15 protein-coding genes are annotated in these 17,826 nt (G+C 72.2%); 2 read left to right on the forward strand and 13 right to left on the reverse strand.

Going from position 1 to position 17,826, the window contains the following annotated elements; translation table 11 throughout:
* Positions 1–35: 35 nt before the first annotated feature.
* The 7 genes from ACFXBC_RS17380 to ACFXBC_RS17410 all read right to left on the reverse strand — a co-directional run bounded on the left by ACFXBC_RS17380 (position 36) and on the right by ACFXBC_RS17410 (position 9,652).
* Positions 36–1,301, reverse strand: coding sequence for a CynX/NimT family MFS transporter (locus ACFXBC_RS17380; protein ID WP_385024420.1), 1,266 nt, complete (start codon positions 1,299–1,301; stop codon positions 36–38).
* Positions 1,298–2,119 carry a FadR/GntR family transcriptional regulator gene (locus ACFXBC_RS17385; protein ID WP_385024422.1) on the reverse strand — a complete coding sequence of 274 codons (822 nt, stop codon included), beginning with the start codon at positions 2,117–2,119 and terminating at the stop codon, positions 1,298–1,300. The genes ACFXBC_RS17380 and ACFXBC_RS17385 overlap by 4 nt, the downstream gene beginning before the upstream one ends.
* Positions 2,120–2,218: 99 nt before the next feature.
* Positions 2,219–3,772 (reverse strand): APC family permease, encoded by a 1,554-nt coding sequence (locus ACFXBC_RS17390; RefSeq protein WP_385024424.1) that lies wholly within the window; start codon positions 3,770–3,772, stop codon positions 2,219–2,221.
* A gap of 145 nt (positions 3,773–3,917) precedes the next feature.
* Complete coding sequence (locus ACFXBC_RS17395) at positions 3,918–5,267, reverse strand: aspartate aminotransferase family protein (protein WP_385024426.1); 1,350 nt, start codon at positions 5,265–5,267, stop codon at positions 3,918–3,920.
* 124 nt (positions 5,268–5,391) lie between these two features.
* The gene (locus ACFXBC_RS17400) at positions 5,392–6,717 is read right to left on the reverse strand and encodes an ArgE/DapE family deacylase (protein WP_385024428.1); all 1,326 of its coding nucleotides are present in this window, start codon (positions 6,715–6,717) and stop codon (positions 5,392–5,394) included.
* Positions 6,714–8,186: an aldehyde dehydrogenase gene (locus tag ACFXBC_RS17405; RefSeq protein WP_385024430.1), complete on the reverse strand. Its 1,473-nt coding sequence runs from the start codon at positions 8,184–8,186 to the stop codon at positions 6,714–6,716. The genes ACFXBC_RS17400 and ACFXBC_RS17405 overlap by 4 nt, the downstream gene beginning before the upstream one ends.
* Positions 8,183–9,652: a purine-cytosine permease family protein gene (locus ACFXBC_RS17410; RefSeq protein WP_385024432.1), complete on the reverse strand. Its 1,470-nt coding sequence runs from the start codon at positions 9,650–9,652 to the stop codon at positions 8,183–8,185. Before ACFXBC_RS17410 ends, ACFXBC_RS17405 begins: the two co-directional genes overlap by 4 nt.
* A 142-nt stretch (positions 9,653–9,794) precedes the next feature.
* Here ACFXBC_RS17410 and ACFXBC_RS17415 point away from each other — a divergent pair, with 142 nt between their 5' ends.
* Together ACFXBC_RS17415 and ACFXBC_RS17420 are read left to right on the forward strand one after the other, a co-directional pair.
* A complete protein-coding gene (locus ACFXBC_RS17415) occupies positions 9,795–10,397 on the forward strand; it encodes a TetR/AcrR family transcriptional regulator (RefSeq protein ID WP_385024434.1) in 603 nt (200 codons plus the stop codon).
* A gap of 62 nt (positions 10,398–10,459) precedes the next feature.
* Positions 10,460–11,389 carry a LysR family transcriptional regulator gene (locus ACFXBC_RS17420; RefSeq protein WP_385024436.1) on the forward strand — a complete coding sequence of 310 codons (930 nt, stop codon included), beginning with the start codon at positions 10,460–10,462 and terminating at the stop codon, positions 11,387–11,389.
* Between the two features lie 16 nt (positions 11,390–11,405).
* Here ACFXBC_RS17420 and ACFXBC_RS17425 read toward each other — a convergent pair whose 3' ends face one another.
* From ACFXBC_RS17425 to ACFXBC_RS17450, 6 genes are all read right to left on the reverse strand, one after another.
* Positions 11,406–12,128 carry a DUF6390 family protein gene (locus ACFXBC_RS17425; RefSeq protein ID WP_385024438.1) on the reverse strand — a complete coding sequence of 241 codons (723 nt, stop codon included), beginning with the start codon at positions 12,126–12,128 and terminating at the stop codon, positions 11,406–11,408.
* Positions 12,129–13,196 (reverse strand): hydrogenase expression/formation protein HypE, encoded by a 1,068-nt coding sequence (hypE, locus tag ACFXBC_RS17430; protein ID WP_385024440.1) that lies wholly within the window; start codon positions 13,194–13,196, stop codon positions 12,129–12,131.
* A gap of 44 nt (positions 13,197–13,240) precedes the next feature.
* On the reverse strand, positions 13,241–14,344 hold the full coding sequence (hypD, locus tag ACFXBC_RS17435) for a hydrogenase formation protein HypD (RefSeq protein ID WP_385024442.1): 1,104 nt from the start codon (positions 14,342–14,344) through the stop codon (positions 13,241–13,243).
* Complete coding sequence (locus ACFXBC_RS17440) at positions 14,341–14,643, reverse strand: HypC/HybG/HupF family hydrogenase formation chaperone (RefSeq protein ID WP_385024444.1); 303 nt, start codon at positions 14,641–14,643, stop codon at positions 14,341–14,343. Before ACFXBC_RS17440 ends, hypD begins: the two co-directional genes overlap by 4 nt.
* Positions 14,644–14,719: 76 nt before the next feature.
* Positions 14,720–17,320 (reverse strand): carbamoyltransferase HypF, encoded by a 2,601-nt coding sequence (hypF, locus tag ACFXBC_RS17445; protein ID WP_385024446.1) that lies wholly within the window; start codon positions 17,318–17,320, stop codon positions 14,720–14,722.
* A 2-nt stretch (positions 17,321–17,322) separates the two neighbouring features.
* A complete protein-coding gene (locus ACFXBC_RS17450; RefSeq protein ID WP_385024448.1) occupies positions 17,323–17,817 on the reverse strand; it encodes a hydrogenase maturation protease in 495 nt (164 codons plus the stop codon).
* Between the last annotated feature and the right edge of the window lie 9 nt (positions 17,818–17,826).

Consider the following 17,826-nt stretch of genomic DNA (forward strand, 5'->3'; position numbering starts at 1 on the left):
GTGCGCGTCAGTGACGCGCACCGGCCGGGCGCCCGTCAGTGACGCGCCCCCTGTTCCGGCGCCGCGTGCCGGTCGCGAGCGGCACCGATGCCGATGACGGCCTGCGGCACCAGCAGCACGATGAGCATCACCAGCGGCACCGTCCAGCCGTCGGTCAGCTGGTGCACCGCGCCCAGTGCGAGCGGTCCCACCGAGGCCAGCAGATAGCCGAAGCACTGGGCCATGCTGGACAGTTGCGCGGCATGCCGGCCGTCCGGCGCCCGCTCCACGATGAACAGCATCGCGAGCGAGATCGCCGCGCCCTGGCCGAGCCCGAGCAGGATCATCCAGAGGTAGGCCCCGCCCACAGGGGCGCAGATGAGCCCCACGAAACCGCCCACGGTCAGCACCGCGCCGACCGTCGCCAGCAGACCGGGCCGTACGCCCCGGGAGGCCAGCACCGGGGAGACGAAGGCCCCGGCGATGCCCAGCAGGCTGGAGAAGGACAGCATCCATCCCGCGGTGCCCTCGGCCATGCCCGCGTTGCTCAGGATGGTCGGCAGCCAGGCGGCAGCGGCGTAGTACGAGAGGGACTGCAGCCCCATGTAGCCGGTGACCAGCCAGGCGACCGGGTGGCGCCAGAGCCCCCGGACGGGATGGGCCGCGCTGCGTGCCTCAGCGGCACTGGCCCGGCTGTGGCGGCGGATCTGCGGGGCCCAGACGATGACGGCCACCAGGCCCAGCAGCCCCCAGAGTGCCAGCGTGGAGCGCCAGTCCAGGTGGGCGGCGTGCTCGACGGGGACGGTGATACCGGCCGCCAGGGCGGCGCCGCCGAACAGCGACATCGAGTAGAGGCCCGTCATCAGGCCGACCCGGTGCGGGAAGTCCCGCTTGATGACGCCGGGCAGCAGGACGTTGGCCACGGCGATGCCCGCACCCACGACGACCGTGCCGCCGAGCAGCGCGGCCATCGAGGGCAGCAGCCGCAGCGCGGTCCCGGCGCAGATCAGCACCATGGTGCCGAGGAGCGCGGGCTCCATGCCGAACCGGCGCCCCAGACGCGGTGCGAAGGGGGCCAGCAGTCCGAAACAGAGCAGCGGCAGGGTGGTCAGCAGCCCGACCGCGGTGGCGGACATCCCGGTGTCGTCGCGGATGGTGTCGAGCAGGGGCGAAGCGGCGACCAGGGCGGGGCGCAGATTCAGCGCCAGGACGATCACGCCGAAGGCGAGCAGCCCGCCCGGCCGCACCGCGGGCCCGGGCGCCGCGGGTATCCGTTCGCCGGAGGTCCGGGGTGCGGTCTGCTCGGCAGGGGTGCCCGTCATGAGCGGCCTCCAGTGTTCTCGTCGGGGCACGCCTCGGCGTCCGCCCCCGGGCCGGGGCCCGCTGCGCCGCCGTCCGGACCGCCGGGCAGGGGGTCCGCGTCCTGCAGGGTCCGTACGGAGGCGATGGTCTCGTTGATGTAGTGCTCGACGCTGCGGACCGCCCGGTCCGCGTCCGCCGCCTCGATCGCGTCCACCAGGGCGGCGTGCGAATCCAGCTGGAAGCGCGGCCCGTCCGGGAGCGGGGCGTGGGCGACGGAGGTGATGGCGGCGCGCAGCCCGTCGGTGAGGTGGCTGTACAGATCCGTGAGCATGCCGTTGTGCGCGGCGGCCACCACCGTACGGTGGAAGGCGACATCCGCTTCGACGAACTCCGCCGGGTCCGGCTGCTGCCTGGTCTCGTCGCGCCGTCGCAGCGCGGCCCGCAGTGCGGTCAGGTCCTCGGGGGTACGGCGCTCGGCCGCCAGCCGGGCGGCGTCGCGCTCCAGACCGGCGCGTACCTCCAGCGCCTCCAGATGGCTCGCCCGGCGCAGCCGCCGCAGCAGCGCGGCGCCGAGGTCGTCGGCGGCGCGTACATAGGTCCCGTCGCCCTGGCGCGGCTCCAGCATCCCGCTGTGCACCAGGGCGCGCACCGCCTCACGCACCGTGTTGCGGCCGACGCCCAGCAGCTCCACCAGGACCGGCTCGGCCGGGATCTTCGTACCGACCGGCCACTCCCGGGACTCGATCAGGGTCTGCAGCTGGTCGATCACGCGTCCGACCAGACTGGTGCGCTCCGTCGCGCGCAGCGGCATGTCCACCTCCAGGCTCAATTCCTCCAATCAACCTAACATCCCATGTTTGATTCGCGGAGGGCCGGGGCCGGAGGCCGTACGGAGGCGGCCGGAGCCGGGACCGGGCAGAGGCCCGCGGCGCCGCCGCTACCGGGCCGAGTTGCGGGCGCGCCCGGCGGACCCGGCGGCGTCGGACCCCGCGGCGTCGGGTCCGTCCTCGGCGCGCGCCACCCGGTCCCGGACCGAGCCGACACCCCTGCCGAGCGCGCCCACCGCGAGCAGGAGCACCACCGTGCCCAAGGTGAACGCCTCGAACGTGGTACGGCTGACTCCCCAGGTGCTCCGGAAGTCGTAGCCGACACCGAGGAGCGCTTCCAGGGTGCCGGGGAAGAGCGCGACCCACGAGCCGACGAGGATCCAGACGTAGACGAGGGCCGCGCAGACCCGGAAGCCCGGGGTACCGAAGGGCACGGTGTAGGGGCGGGGGGTGTCGCGGTGGCGGTGGCGCAGGGTGACCAGCGCCGGGACGACGACCAGGTAGGAGAGGAGCAGCGTGGTGATGGCCACGGTGAGGACGACACCGAAGACCGCCGCGCTGTCGCCCCGTACCAGAACCGTCGCGGCGACCATGAAGACCGTGGCGGTGATCCCGGAGAGCAGATTCATCCGCACCGGGGTGCCGAGCCCGCGGTGGAAGGCGCCGAGCGAGCGGCCGAAGAACCCGCCGTCGGCCGCCGCCATGGCCTGCATCCGGTCGCTGACGATCATCCAGGCGCTGCCCTGGGTGAGCAGCGCGAAGGCGAACATGACCCCGGCAGCCGTCAGCAGCGGCCCGCTCCAGGAGCCGTACACGCCGAAGACCAGGGCCGCGGCCTCCATGAACCCGCCGATGCCGGTGACCTTGTCGGCGGGGGCCACCGACAGGATGGCGATGACCGGCAGCAGATAGCAGCAGGCCGCGACGGACGCGGAGACCGCGATGGAGACGGGCACATCGCGCTTGGCGTCGTGCATCTCGTCGCCCGCCGCGTTCGGCGCCTCGAAGCCCACGTACGCGAAGAGCAGGACGGGCACCAGGGCGAGGAACCCGGCGGTGGTCGGTGTGAACCGCGCGTGCTCCAGCCCGCTGAAACCGTGCCGCAGGCCGTAGGCCAGGGCGGTACCGGTGAACAGCAGGACGCAGCCGACCTTGACGACCGCGCCCGCCGTGGTGATCCATTTGCCGCGGCGCAGCGAGACGACGGCGGTCAGGATCGAGGCCCAGATGAAGACGAGCTTGAAGGCGTAGTCGGCGAAGGTACCGCTGCCCAGGTGCGACACATAGCTGTTCCAGGCGTCGGACGCGGCGAAGACCAGCGAACCGCCCAGCCAGACCGGGTTGGTGACCCAGTAGAAGAGTGTGGTGAGCGCGGCCGTCGCCTTGCCGAAGGCGAGCTTGACCCAGACATAGGGGCCGCCCTCCTGCGGAAAGGCCGCGCCCGTCTCCGCGAAGAGCAGCGCGTACGGGACGAGGAAGAGCAGCGCGATGACCGCGGTCCAGGTGACCGCCTCGCCGCCACCGGTGGCGATCTGGCCGACCACGTCGAAGGAGATGACGGCGGCGATCCCCATCGCCATGATGTCGAAGCGGCGCAGGCTGCGGGAGAGATGGGGCGGCGGGGGCACGGCCGCTGGTGCGGGTGAGGCCGGTGGTGCAGACACGGGGTCCTCCTGCTGGCACGCGCCGCGGGAGGCACGTGAAGAACGGTGGGATACGGCCGGTGGCGCGCCCGCCCACGGGGGCGCCGGAGTGACGGGCGGGGCCGGCCGCTGCGGCCGGCCCCGCCCGTGCGTGCGCCGGGTGTGCTCAGGCCCGGACCTCTCCGGTGGGCAGGGTGCGCTCCAGGACCGAACGCAGGGCCACGGCAGCCTCCTTGGCCTCGGCGTCCGTCATGATCAGCGGGGGCGACAGGACCAGACTGTGCGCCGAGTCGCGGACGATGACACCGGTCTCGCGCCGGATCACGTCGTGCGGCATCCGTGCCGGGTCAAGGGGGAGCGGGGCACGGGACGCGCGGTCGGCGACGAGTTCGACGGCCAGCATCATCCCGACCGACCTGATCTCTCCCACGATCGGCAACTCGCCCAGCTGCGAGTCCAGTTCGGCGTGGAGCCGGGCGCCCATGGTGACGGCGCGGCCGAGCAGCCCCTCGCGCTCGATGATGTCGAGGTTGGCCAGGGCGACGGCGGCCGCGACCGGATGGCCGTTGTACGTGTAGCCCATCGGGAAGCCGTGGTCGCGCAGCAGCACATCGGCGACCCGGTCGGCGACCAGCAGCGCGCCGAGCGGGATGTATCCGGAGGTGATGCCCTTGGCGGTGACGATGATGTCGGGGGTGACACCGAAGTGCTGGGCCGCGAACCACTCGCCGACGCGGCCGTATGCGGTGACGACCTCGTCGAAGACGAGCAGGATCCCGTGCCGGTCGAGAACCTCGCGCACCCGCGGCCAGTAGTCGGCGGGCGGTACGAGCATGCCGCCGACGCCCATGATGGGTTCACCGATCATGGCGGCGATGTTGCCGGGCCCGATGTCCGCGATACGGGCCTCCAGTTCGGCGATCAGGAAGTCGGTGGGGTCCTGGCCGCCGTACAGCTCGGTGCGGTAGGGCCACGGCGGGGTGAGGTGCGAGACATGCGGCATCATCGGCGCGAACCCCTCGTGGTAGACGGGGAATCCGGTGGCGGAGCCGCCGCCGTAGCCGATGCCGTGGTACGCCTTGTCCCGGGCCAGGATCCAGGTGCGGTCGGTGTCGCCACGCCGGTGGTGGTAGTAGCGGGCCATCTTGATGGCGGCCTCGTTGCCCTCGGAGCCGCCCGATGTGAAGTAGACGTGGTCCAGACCGGCGGGGGCGAGCGAGGCCAGCCGGGCGGCGAGCGCGACGGCCTTGTCGTTGGAGAACTCCCAGAAGCTGGTGAAGTACTCCAGCTGCTTCATCTGGTCGAAGGCGACCTGGGCGACCTCCTCGCGGCCGTGGCCGATCTGCGCGAGCCAGAGCCCGCCGGTCGCGTCGAGGTAGGAGCGTCCCGCGGCGTCCGTGAGCCGGCAGCCGGAGCCGCCGGTCATCACGACCCGCTCATCGGCGGACCCGGGGAGGTAGGGGTGGATGATGTGTGCCCGGTCGGTGGCGGCGAGTTCGGCATGGCTGAAGGGCATGGCCGTCAGTCCTTTCGTTGCGGTGCGGTTCGTTGCTCAGCTGTCCGTTGCACAGCTGTCCGTTGCTGTGCGATTCGGTGCTGCGCGATGAGTCGGTGCCGTGTGTGGTCGGGCCTGGGCCCGGTCAGGCCGGGCCGGTCAGCTCTACGGCTGCCAGGGCCAGTGCCTTGGCGGTGTCGACGAGATCGCTGACCTCGATGTACTCGTCGATCGTGTGGAGGGTCGGTGATCCGTCCGGCCTGGTAGCGGTGGGTCCCAGGCAGACGGCGGGGGTACGTCCGAAGCGGGTGAGCGTCGCCGCGTCGGTCCAGGAGGGCTCGCCGAGCACCCGGGGCGTGCGGCCCAGCGCGGTGGCGCAGGCGGCGAGCCGTACGGGCAGCGGGTGACCGGATCCGACCTCGGCGGGCGGCAGTTCGGTGTCCCAGGCGAACCGGGGCGGGTGTGCGGACAGCCAGCCGTCCCGGGCGCAGGCCGCGCGTACCGTCCGCTCGATGTCGTCCCGTACCCGGCTCGCCCAGCCGCCCTCGTCTGCCTGGACCGGCAAGTACGTGATGTCCAGGGCGACTTCACAGGAAGCCGGGTAGGTCACCCACCACTCGCCGCCCCGGATGGTGGTCGGCACGATCGACGGCGGCGGCAGCAGCGGGTGCCGGTGCGCCGGGTCGGCCGCCCAGCGTTCGCGCAGCTCCTGGAGTGCGGCGAGCACGGGCAGGGTCTTCTCGATGGCGTTGACCGCGCCTCCGGAGCGCCAGTCGCCCGGCGGGTGCTCGGCGTGCCCGGGGCGGCCCGCGACGGTGACGGTGCCGCCGAGTATGCCCCGCTGCGCGGTGACGACATCGAGATCGGTCGGCTCCGGGACGATCGCCGCGTCGGCGCGTACGCCGTGGTGGACCGAGGCGAGGGTGCCCGCGCCGTTCCACTCCTCGTCGGTCGCGGTGTTGACCAGCAGATCGCCCGGCAGCCTGATACCGAGAGCGGCGAGCGCCTCGGCGGCGACGACCGCTGCCGCGATACCGCCCTTCATGTCACAGGTACCGCGCCCGTACAGCCGCCCGTCACGGACCTCCGCGCGGAACGGATCACTGCTCCAGTCGGCCGCCGGCTCGGCGGACACCACATCGATATGCCCGTTGAACAGCAGTGACCTGCCGCCCCCGGTGCCCGGGAAGCGGGCGATCAGCTGCGGGCGGCCGTCGAAGCCGAGCCCCGCCGGTGTCTGCGGCGACGCGGGCAGGGCGCCCGGGGCCGGGGTGAAGACATCGGCGGTGGCGCCGGCCGCGCGCAGCCGCTGGGCCAGATACTCCTGGAGGTCGGCCTCGTCGCGGGCGGGTTCGGACGCGCTGCCGCGCACCGTCGTGTCGAAGGCCACCAGGTCGCAGGTGAGGCGGACCAGGTCGTCGGCGCGCCGGTCGATCTCCTCCAGGACGGAGTCCACATCCGAGGTGTTCATGCGTAGTCGATCCAAGTCGTCTTCAGGCCGGTGTACTTGTCGAAGGAGTGCAGGGACAGATCGCGGCCGAAGCCCGACTGCTTGAACCCGCCGAACGGGGTGGCGGGACTCAGCGCGTCCACGGTGTTGACCGAGACCGTCCCGGCGCGCAGCGCGTCGGCGACCCGGTGGGCGCGGGAGAGGTCACGGGTCCAGAGCGAGGCGGCGAGGCCGTACGGGGAGTCGTTGGCGATCCGTACCGCGTCGGCCTCATCGGTGAACGGCAGTACGGTCAGCACCGGCCCGAACAGTTCGTCGCGTGCCAGTGGCGCGTCCGGGGCGAGGCCGGTGACCACGGTCGGGTCCAGATAGGCTCCGGGCCGCTCGGGGCGGGTGCCGCCGCAGGCGATCCGGCCGCCCGATCCGGTGACCGCCGCGAGGATCCGTACGGCCTGCTCCTCGTCGACCAGCGGCCCGAGCCGGGTGGCCGGGTCGAGCGGATCGCCGGGGACGTAGGCGACGGTGTGCTTGACGACCCGCTCGGTGAACTCGTCGGCGATCGAAGCGTCGACCAGCAGCCGGGTGTTGGCGGAGCAGACCTGCCCCGCGTTGGAGAGGAAGCCCCACGCGGCGCGCTCCGCCGCGGCGTCCAGATCGGCGTCGGCGAAGACCAGGCACGGGCTCTTGCCGCCCGCCTCCAGCCACACCTGCTTCATATTGGAATCGGCCGCGTACGACAGGAACCGCTTGCCGACCGATGTGGAGCCGGTGAAGACGAGGGTGTCCACGTCCGGGTGGAGCCCCAGCGCGCGCCCGGCCTCCGGCCCCGGCCCCGGCACGACGTTGAGCACTCCTTCGGGCAGCCCGGCTTCCATGGCGAGTTCGGCCAGCCGGAGCGCCGAGAGCGGGGACTGCTCGGCGGGCTTGAGTACGACGCTGTTGCCCGCCGCCAGTGCGGGCGCGAGCTTCCAGACGGCGATGTCCAGCGGGAAGTTCCACGGCACGACCGCGCCGACGACGCCGAGCGGTGCACGCCGCACCAGCGCGAGGCTGCCCGGCGGGGTGGGGGCGACCTCGTCGTACAGCTTGTCGGCCGCCTCCGCGTACCAGGCGAAACAGCCCGCGGCGCCGGGCACGTCGGTGCCGTACGACTCCGTGATGGGCTTGCCCATGTCGAGGGTGTCGAGGAGCGCGAGCTCCGGGCCGTTCGCCTCGATGAGCGCGGCGAGGCGCAACAGGACCCGTTTGCGGACGGCCGGGTCGGCGCCGGACCAGCCGCCGTCGTCGAAGGCGGTACGGGCGGCGCGCACCGCCGCGTCGATCTCGGGTGCGCCGCCCCGCGCGACCCGGGCGACGGTCCGCCCGGTGGCCGGGTCGACGGTGGCGAAGGTGGCGCCGCCGGCGGCGTCGGCCCAGCGGCCGTCGATGAAGGCACGGGTACGGAAGGAGAGTCCGGCGGCGCGCTGCCGCCAGTCGGCGTGGGTGTTCATACGGTCGGGGCTCCGGAAGTCGGTGCGGGCGAAACGGGCGGTGTCGTGGGGTCGTTGGGGGCGGTGGTGGAGGGAGAGCCGGCGGCGGCCCGGTGGCGGCGTGCGGTCGTCCGGGCGGCGAGCAGATACACGGGGACGGTGACGACGAGCCCCGCGGCCCAGCCGAGATCGGTGTCACCGAGGGCGTGGGCGACCGGCCCGGTGTAGAGGGACTGCGCCATGAACGGGATCTCGGCGAGGATGCCGAGTACGTACACACCCAGTGCCACCGGGTTCCAGCGGCCGTAGATCCCGCCGTCCGCGGCGAAGAACGACGCGACGTCATAGCTGCCGTGCCGGACCAGGTAGAAGTCGACGAGGTTGATCGCCGTCCAGGGGATCAGTACGTACTGCAGGAGGTAGATCAGATCCAGGTAGCTGCTCATGAAGGAACCGGCGAGCACCAGGGCGAGGAAGACGGAGAGCACCGTCAGTGCGGTCCCCAGTACGGCGCGGCCGGTGGCCCGGGGCAGCCAGCGGTGGGCGAAGGTCTGTACGGCGGTGACCGCGCAGAGCACCGCCCCGTACAGGTTCATGGAGTTGGTGAGCATCGTGACCAGGGCGAAGCTCCACAGGGTGAGCTGCCCGAGCGCGCTGCCCAGCAGACCGTCGAGCGCCGCGATCGGGTTGTCGCCGCCGGACAGTCCGATCGCCGCGCCGACCACCATGGGCAGCAGACTGCCGAGGACGCACCCGGCGTAGGTGCACCAGAGCGTCGAGCGGACCCCGGCGCGGTCGGCGGGCATGTAGCGCGAGTAGTCCGAGACGTACGGCGCGTACGCGATCTGCCAGAGCGCGCCCACCGAGACCACGCCGAGGAACCCGCCGACGCTGAAGCCGCCCCGGGTCAGCAGCCCTTCGGGCAGCCCGCCGGTGAACAGCCAGACCGCGCCGACGAGTTGGACGGCGCCGAACACCCAGCTGGTGAGCGCGCCGATCCGGTGCATCAGGCGGTACCCCACCACGGCGACGGCCAGGCTGACCACGCCACCGATCAGCACACCCGTCCGCGTCCCCAGCGGGGTCACCTCGCTCAGGGACTGGGCGCCGACCACCAGATTGGAGGCGAAGAAGCCCTGGTACATGACGATGACGACGAGCACGACGGCGAGCGCGCCCACGGAGCCGAACTGGCCCCGGCTCTGGATCATCTGCGGAACACCGAGCTGCGGGCCCTGCGCCGAATGCAGTGCCATGAGGAAGCCGCCGCCGAGATGACCGACCAGCAGGGCGGCCAGGCTCCACCAGAAGGACAGACCGAAAGCGGTGGGGGCCAGTGCCCCGGTGACGACGGTCAGCGGGCCCAGGTTCGCGCTGAACCAGATGGTGAACAGATCGCGGGTGCGGCCGTGCCGCTCGGAGACGGGGACGGCGTCGATGGTGCGGTGCTCCACGACGCCGGGAGCGGGCGGCGAAGGGTGTTCCATGCTGCCTCCTCGGCGCCGTTCGCAGAGCGCCCTGCCAGGCTGGATTCTTTGATGCGAGATTCAAACAATGCTGAAGGGTGCCGTCAATAGCAGCGACAGGGTGAGATCAGGTAAATTGAATCGACGGACGGAGAACGACTTCATGGCCCGACCCAAGAACCAGGGAGCCCGGCGCGAGGCGCTGATCGACGCGGCCGGCCGGGCGATTTCCGAGCGGGGCATCGCGTCCTTGCGGATCAAGGACATCGCGGCCGAGGCGGGGGTCTCCGCCGGCTCGGTCCTCTACTACTATCCGGACCTCGACGACCTCGTCTTCGAAGTCCACCAGGGCGCCGTCGAGCGGTTCCTCGCCGACCGGCACAGCCGCACGGACGGCATCGCCGACCCCGTGGCGCGGCTGCGCGAGGCCATCGCGTCCGGCCTGCCCGCCGACGCCGAGGACGCCGCGCACCGGCTCCTGTACGAACTCCACAGCAGGGCCGACCGCAGCGCCTCGCACGCCGCGCTGATGGGATCGCTCTTCGCCAGGGAGACCGCCCTGTACGCGACGGTCCTCGAACTCGGCGCCGCATCGGGGGACTTCACACTGACCGAACCTCTCCAGGACACCGCCCGCAATCTGGTCACCCTGGAGGACGGCTACGGTCTGCACATCGTCAGCCGCAACACCGCGGTGGACCGCACGGCCGCGCTGCGGATGATCGCCGGATACGCGCGCACGGCCACCGGCTGCCCGGGGCTGTGAACCGCCGCTGCCCGGCGGGGGCTCCGGAACCGTACGTCGAGAACCCGGGAGGGTAACCGCCCATGCCACCAGTCGCGTTCACGCTGGTCCAGCTGCGCTACTTCGTCGCAGCGGCCGAGGCGGGCAGTATGACCGGCGCCGCCGAACGCCTGCTGATCGCCCAGTCGGCGGTCTCCACCGCCGTGTCCAATCTGGAGCACGAGCTGGGTGTCCAGCTGTTCCTCCGCCGCCGCGCCAAGGGCCTGACCCCCACACCCGCGGGAAACCGGCTGCTGCACGAGGCCCGGAAGCTGCTCGCGCACGCCAGGGAGGTCGCGGACGAGGCGAAGGGGACGGGCGACCGGCTCACCGGCCCGGTGGCGCTGGGCTGCTTCATCACCCTGGCGCCGTTCTTCCTGCCCGCGCTCCTCACCGAGTTCGCCGACCGCTGCCCCGGTGTCGAGGTGAGCGTCCTGGAGGCCGAAGCGACCGAGCTGGGAAGGGCGTTGAACGAAGGCCGGATCGAGTGTGCGCTGACCTACGATTTCGGGTTCGGCCCCGAGGTCCAGCGGGAGACGGTGGCCACCGTACCGGCCCACGCCCTGGTCGCCGCGGGTCACCGGCTGGCCCGACGTGACTCGGTCGACCTGGCCGAACTGGCCGGTGAACCGCTCGTCCTCCTCGATCTGCCGTACAGCCGCGACTACTTCTGGTCGATGGTGAACGCGACGGGCACCCGCCCGGTCGTCCGCCACCGCTCCCAGAGCTATGAGACGGTGCGCTCACTGGTGGCGCGCGGACACGGCTTCTCGGTGCTCAACCAGCTCCCGGCCACCACCCAGACGTACAGCGGCGATGAGGTCGTCGCACTCCCGCTGGCCAGCGCGCACCCCACGCTCGACCTGGTGATCGCCCACCTCGCGGGGGTGCGCCAGACCCGCCGGGCACGCGCCCTGATGGACCTGGTGCGCGAGGTGGTGGCGCGCGATGTGCCGCAGGGGGCGCCGTCCTGAGGTAAGGGCTGTCCCGTCAGGGCGACGGTGCGAGGGAGTTGCTCTCCGCGTGCCGCAGGGCCTCGATCGACTCGATGCGCGCGGCCTGCCCGTCGCTGATCACCTCGCAGATCCAGTCCCAGTGCAGCGCCACCCGGTCACCGGGGCAGACCCCGTCGATCAGTGACCTGCCGCCCGTGGACCAGCGGGCCGCCTCCCGCCGGGCCGGGCCGGGCGCGAGCACGCCGCCGTCCCAGATCAGCGGGCGGGACTCCACGGTCGCCGACTCACCGTCGACGGCGACGACCACCCCGGTACGGATCCGGCACTGGTCCAGCACCGAGAGCGCGGTCGGGTTGCCGCTCGCGCGCAGCAGCGCCGCCCACGGATAGACGTCGAACACCTGGAAGCTGTGGTGCGGCACCGCCCGGTGCGCCGCCTCCCGCCAGGTGCCGCCGGTCTGCCCGCGGAACCGGTCGGTGAGCCGCTCCACCAGCGCCCCGGAGTCGGCCAGCTCCAGCAGCTCGTTGCCGATCCAGTACGCCTCCACCACCCGGACGTCGAGCGGATCCGGGACACCGGCGCACTCCGCCAGGAATTCGAGATAGCACCAGGCCCCCTCGAACTGCCGGGCCCGCTCCTCCATCCCGGCCACCGCACCGGGGCGCAGCAGCGCCGCCGCGTCGTCGGGGCCGCAGTAGCCGAGCTCGTTGGGCGGATAGGCGTAGCGCGCGAACAGCAGCGCGCCCTCGGCGCTCACTCAGCAGATCCGGGGCAGCTGCTCGCCGATCGGCAGCCCGACCACCCGGCTGCCGCCCAGCCCGGTCCTGGCCACCACCATCCCGCGGTGGTCCGCCACGCAGGTACCGATCCGGCAGGCCGCGCGGCCCAGCGGGTGGGCCCGCAGCGCGGCGAGCACCTGCTCCGCGCTCTCCTGCGGGACCACCGCGATGAGCTTCCCCTCATTGGCCACCTGGAGCGGGTCGAGCCCCAGCAGGCTGCACGCGTCGCGCACCGTTTCGGGCACCGGCAGCTCCCGCTCCACCAGCTCGATCCCGACGTCAGCCGCGCGGGCGATCTCGTTCAGCGAGGCCGCGACCCCGCCACGGGTCGGGTCCCGCAGCACATGCAGATCCGCGCCGGTGGCGATCATGTCCGCGACAAGCCCGTGCAACGCGGCCGTGTCGCTCTCGACCGCCGTGCCGAACTCCAGGCCGTCCCGGCAGCTCATCACCGCTACCCCGTGCACCCCGATGTCACCGCTGATCAGCACGGCGTCCCCGGGGCGCGCACGCCGCGCGCCGATATCCACACCGTCGGGCACCACGCCGATCCCCGAGGTGTTGATGAAGACACCGTCACCACTGGCGCTGTCGACGACCTTGGTGTCCCCGGTGACCAGTCTGACCCCGGCCGACCGCGCCGCCGCGCCCAACGCATCGGCGATACGCCCGAGTTCTCCGAGTTCAGTCCCCTCCTGGAGGATGAAGGCCGTCGACAGGAAGAGCGGTACGGCGCCCGACATCGCGAGGTCGTTCACCGTCCCGTTCACGGCCAGGTCGCCGATCGACCCGCCGGGGAAGAACATCGGCTTCACCACGTACGAGTCGGTGGAGAAGGCCAGACGGGGGCCGCCGCCGACGGACAGCACGGCGGAGTCGCCCAGTTCGGCAGCGGCGGCCGCGCCGTACGCGGGCAGGAACAGATGCTCGATCAGCTCGCCCGACATCGCACCGCCGCCCCCGTGGCCCATCACCACGGACGGCGTCTCGCGCAGCGGGACCGGACAGACCCAGCTCTCGAAGTCGAGCTCGGCGGGGGAAGGCATCGCTGTGGGGGAGGGCATCGCTGCGGAGGACTGCATCGCTTCGGTCACTTGGCTTCGACCAGTTCCAGTCGTCGGTACGTGTGGTAGGCGGCGCAGGCTCCCTCGGACGACACCATCGTGGCGCCCAGCGGGTTGCGTGGGGTGCACTCCTTGCCGAAGGCCGGGCACTCATGCGGTTTGATCAGCCCCTGGAGGACGTCGCCCGACCGGCACAGCTCCGACTCGGCGGTACGGATCCCGGTCACGTCGAAACGCAGCTCCGCGTCGAACTCCGCGTACCCGGGCGCCAGCCGCCAGCCGCTGCGCGGGATCGTCCCGATGCCCCGCCAGGTCCGGTCGGTCACCTCGAAGACGTCCCGCAGCATCTCCATGGCCGGCAGATTGCCCTCGTCGCGCACCGCACGCGAGTAGGCGTTCTCCACTTCGTGGCGGCCCTCTTCGAGCTGGACGACCGTGCGGCGGATGCCTTCGAGGATGTCCAGCGGCTCGAAGCCGGTGACGACGATCGGCACCCGGTACTTCTCCGTGAGCGGCGGGTACTCGGAGGTACCCATCACGCTGCACACATGTCCGGCGGCGAGGAAGCCCTGCACCCGGCAGGTGGCGGACTCCATGATCGCCGAGATGGCGGGCGGCACCAGGACATGGGAGACCAGCAGCGAGAAGTTCCGTACCCCCAGGCGCCTGGCCTGGTACACGGTCATCGCGTTCGCCGGGGCCGTGGTCTCGAAGCCGATCCCGAAGAAGACGACCTCCCGGTCCGGGTTCTGCTGGGCCAGTTTCAGCGCGTCGAGCGGTGAGTACACCACCCTTACGTCCCCTCCGGCGCTCTTCACCGAGAACAGGTCCTGGCTGCTGCCCGGCACCCGGAGCATGTCACCGAAGGAGCAGAAGATCACCCCCGGCCGGGCGGCGATGGCGAGCGCCCGGTCGATGATCTCCAGCGGGGTGACGCAGACGGGGCAGCCCGGCCCGTGGATCAGCTCGATGCCCTCGGGCAGCAGCTGGTCGATGCCGTGCCGGATGATCGAATGCGTCTGGCCGCCGCAGACCTCCATCAGGGCCCAAGGCCGGGTGGCCGCCGCATGGATCTGGTCGAGCAGTTTCTTCGCCAGCTCGGGGTCGCTGAACTCGTCGAGATACTTCACCGGCCGGCTCCTTCGGGGGCCTCCTGCTGTGCGGCCCGTGCGGCGAGTTCGAAACCGTCGCCGAACTCCTCCTCCAGGATGCCGAGCCGGTCGAAGTCGGCCAGCGTGCGCCGGGCCGACTCCTCGTCGAGGCGCTGGATGGCGAACCCGACGTGTACGACGACGTACTCACCGGCCGTCACATCCGGGATGTACTGGAGGCACACCTCCTTGCGCACCCCGCCGAAGTCGACATCGGCCATCAACGTGCCGTCGACCTCGGCGGTACTGAGGACTCGCCCCGGAACTGCCAGACACATGGTCCCTCTTCTCTGTGGGTCCCGGTGGGACCCGGTGGATCCTGCGGATCTCTGCGGATGCCCGCGTGTACGGCGGTCAGCCCGACGCGGCGATCAGGAGCTGCCCCAGGGCGATGCCCCCGTCGTTCGGGGGCAGCAGTCTCGGCCGGAGCACGGTGAAGTCCTCCGCCTCCAGGGAGCGTTGAGCGGCTTCGAGGAGTACGGCGTTCTGGAAGACGCCCCCGCCGAGAGCCACCGTCCGCAACCCGGTCCTGCTCCGTGCGCGTGCGGCCAGCGCCACCACCAGACCGGCGACGCCGGCGTGGAACCGTGCCGAGACCAGCTCGGCCGGCACCCCCGCCCGTACGTCCGAGACCACCGCACGCACCACAGGGCCGGGGTCCGCGACGACGGGCCCGCCGTCCGCCGCGTCCCGGATCCCGAAGGAGTAGGCGCCGTCCGGACCCGCTCCCTCGGGCCCCGCGGACCTGGCCAGGCCCTCCAGGCCGATCGCGGCCTCGGCCTCGTACTCCACCTCGTGGCGCACCCCCGCGAGCGAGGCCACAGCGTCGAAGAGCCGGCCCATGCTCGATGTCGGCACACAGCCGAAGCCGGTGCCGAACTGATGGGCCAGCACCTCCCGTTCCCGCGGCGGGCAGGCCCGGACGGACGGCAGCCGCTCGTCCCAGTCGACCCCGGCCGCCCGGAGGTGGGCCAGCGCCATCCGGTACGGCCGCAGCACACTCGCATCGCCGCCCGCCAGCGGTACGTACCCCAGATGTGCCGCCCGCTCGAAGGACTTGTACCCGGCGATCAGCACCTCGCCGCCCCAGGCAGCCCCGTCCGTACCGGCGCCGGTGCCGTCGAAGGCGACCCCGATCACGCTCTCGCCCGGCCCGATGCCGTGCTCACCCATGACGGACGCGATATGGGCGTGGTGGTGCTGCACCCGCCGCACCGGACGGGACCCGGCGTGCGCCACGGCCCAGGCACCCGACCGGTACCCGGGGTGCAGATCGGCCACCAGCTGTTCCGGCCGGACGCCGGTGAGCCGCTCCAGCTGCCGCTCGGTCCCGGTCAGCGCCTCGGCCGTGGCCAGATCGTCCATGTCGCCGATGTGCTGGCTCACCCAGGCGTACCGCCCCTCGCCCAGCGCACAGGTGTTCTTCAGATCCGCGCCGGCCGCGAGGAGCGGTGGTACGTCGAAGGGCAGCGCGAGCGGCAGCGGGGCGTAACCGCGGGAGCGGCGCAGCGGCAGCTCGGCGCCGGCCACGAAGCGGCTGACCGAGTCGTCGCAGGGCACCTCGATCCGCCGGTCGTGCCGCAGCCAGGCATCGGCCAGCGGCGCGAGACCGGTGCGGGCCGCCGCGTCGTCGGTGACGATCGGCTCACCCGTCAGGTTGGCCGAGGTCATCACCAGCGCGTCGGGCCCCGGCCGGTCGTCCCCGATGCCGAAGAGCAGGGCGTGCAGCGGGGTGTACGGGAGCATCAGCCCCAGATCCGGACTGTCCGGCGCCACCGATGCGGCGATTCCGGTCTCCTCCGGCCTCCCGCGCCGCGGCAGCAGCACGATCGGCCTGCGGGCCCCGGTCAGCAACTGCTCCTCGTCCCCGGTCAGCGTCACCAGATCCGCCGCGACCGAGATGTCCGCGACCATCACCGCGAACGGTTTGCCGCCGCGCCGCTTGCGCCGCCGCAGCTCGGCCACCGCCGTCTCGTTGCGGGCGTCGCACGCCAGGTGGTAGCCGCCGAGCCCCTTCACCGCGAGGATCCGCCCGTCGGCCAGCAGCTCCCGGGCCTCCCGCAGCGCGTCCTCGCCGCTCAGCGCGGGCGCCTCGTCCTTGCGGACCAGTTCGAGCACGGGCCCGCACGCATGGCAGGCGATCGGCTGGGCGTGGAAGCGGCGGTCGCCCGGATCGCCGTACTCCGCCCGGCAGTCGGCGCACATCTCGAAATCGGCCATCGTGGTGGCCGCCCGGTCGTAGGGCACACCGGTCACGATGGTGAACCGGGGGCCGCAGTGGGTGCAGGTGATGAAGGGGTGGCGGTAGCGGCGGTTCCCCGGATCGCGCAGTTCCGCCAGGCACTCCCGGCAGGTCGCCACATCGGGCGATACCAGGGTGCGGGCGGGGCCGCCCCCCACGGAGTCGCCGATGGTGAACTCCGTACCGCCCAGGGGCGAAAGCTCCGTCTCCCGGACGGACTCGACCACGGCGAGCACCGGTGCGTCCGTGCGCAGCCTGCGGCCGAACTCCGCCACCGACCCGGCCTCGCCCTCTACTTCGGCGACCACTCCGGAGCCGGTGTTCACCACCGCACCGCTGAGGCCGAGTTCACGGGCCGTCACATAGACGAAGGGCCGGAACCCGACCCCCTGGACCACACCGTGCACCTCGAACCGCCGCCGCACCCGGCCCGCCGGGGCGCCGTCACCCGTCGGCTCCGCTTCGCTGCCCGGCTCCTCGGCGCGGCCCCGGCCCATCATCTCCAGACCGGAGAGCGCCTCACCGGCCTTCGCCGCGTCGATGACCTCCATCGCGAAGCCCATGTGGAGGAGCACCCAGTCGCCGTGGGCAGGAGGGGAGTCGAGCATCCCGACATTGATGCGCCGCTGCGCGCCCTCGACATCGACGAGTGCGAGCTGGCCGGCATATCCGTCGACGAGCTCCACGACCCGCCCCGGAATGCCAAGGCACATGTTCAGGACCTCCTGGTCGGGGCGGGCTCGGCGGGCAGCAGCCGGTCCACCAGAATCCGTACGGCGTCCACGGCCGTGGGCACCGCCGCCAGGACCGCGCGGCTGAGCCCGATGCCCTCACCGACGTCGGCGGGCGTGCAGCCCACGACGTAGGTGGACGGAAGGGTACCGCCCAGTTGATCCAGGTTCGCCAGCACTGCGACCGGATTCATGCCATGCGCGTCGAATTCACCCGAACCGAGGTCGTCGGGTCCCACTTCGAGCACCGTCACCTCACCGGGCGGCCCCCCGCCCGGACAGGCGTCCACCAGCACCAGCGCCTCGTACCCGGCCAGCAGGTCGTACGCGAGGTGCATGCCCCGGATCCCGTAGTCCACGGCGCGGACCCCGGGCGGCAGGGCACCCGGGGCGGCGAGTGCGCGGACCACCTCGGGGCCGAAGCCGTCGTCGCCGAGGAAGAGGTTGCCGACCCCGGCGACCAGTACGCGTTCCGTCACCGGCGCCAC

The organism is Streptomyces sp. NPDC059398, from assembly GCF_042751845.1.
Taxonomy (GTDB): domain Bacteria; phylum Actinomycetota; class Actinomycetes; order Streptomycetales; family Streptomycetaceae; genus Streptomyces.

What these genes read in the sequence shown, in the direction of transcription:
- ACFXBC_RS17380 (WP_385024420.1), bottom strand. Translation starts at nt 1,301, where the DNA reads ATGACGGGCACCCCTGCCGAGCAGACCGCACCCCGGACCTCCGGCGAA.
- ACFXBC_RS17395 (WP_385024426.1), bottom strand. Translation starts at nt 5,267, where the DNA reads ATGCCCTTCAGCCATGCCGAACTCGCCGCCACCGACCGGGCACACATC.
- ACFXBC_RS17400 (WP_385024428.1), bottom strand. Translation starts at nt 6,717, where the DNA reads ATGAACACCTCGGATGTGGACTCCGTCCTGGAGGAGATCGACCGGCGC.
- ACFXBC_RS17405 (WP_385024430.1), bottom strand. Translation starts at nt 8,186, where the DNA reads ATGAACACCCACGCCGACTGGCGGCAGCGCGCCGCCGGACTCTCCTTC.
- ACFXBC_RS17410 (WP_385024432.1), bottom strand. Translation starts at nt 9,652, where the DNA reads ATGGAACACCCTTCGCCGCCCGCTCCCGGCGTCGTGGAGCACCGCACC.
- ACFXBC_RS17415 (WP_385024434.1), top strand. Translation starts at nt 9,795, where the DNA reads ATGGCCCGACCCAAGAACCAGGGAGCCCGGCGCGAGGCGCTGATCGAC.
- ACFXBC_RS17420 (WP_385024436.1), top strand. Translation starts at nt 10,460, where the DNA reads ATGCCACCAGTCGCGTTCACGCTGGTCCAGCTGCGCTACTTCGTCGCA.
- hypE (WP_385024440.1), bottom strand. Translation starts at nt 13,196, where the DNA reads ATGCCTTCCCCCGCCGAGCTCGACTTCGAGAGCTGGGTCTGTCCGGTC.
- ACFXBC_RS17440 (WP_385024444.1), bottom strand. Translation starts at nt 14,643, where the DNA reads ATGTGTCTGGCAGTTCCGGGGCGAGTCCTCAGTACCGCCGAGGTCGAC.
- hypF (WP_385024446.1), bottom strand. Translation starts at nt 17,320, where the DNA reads ATGTGCCTTGGCATTCCGGGGCGGGTCGTGGAGCTCGTCGACGGATAT.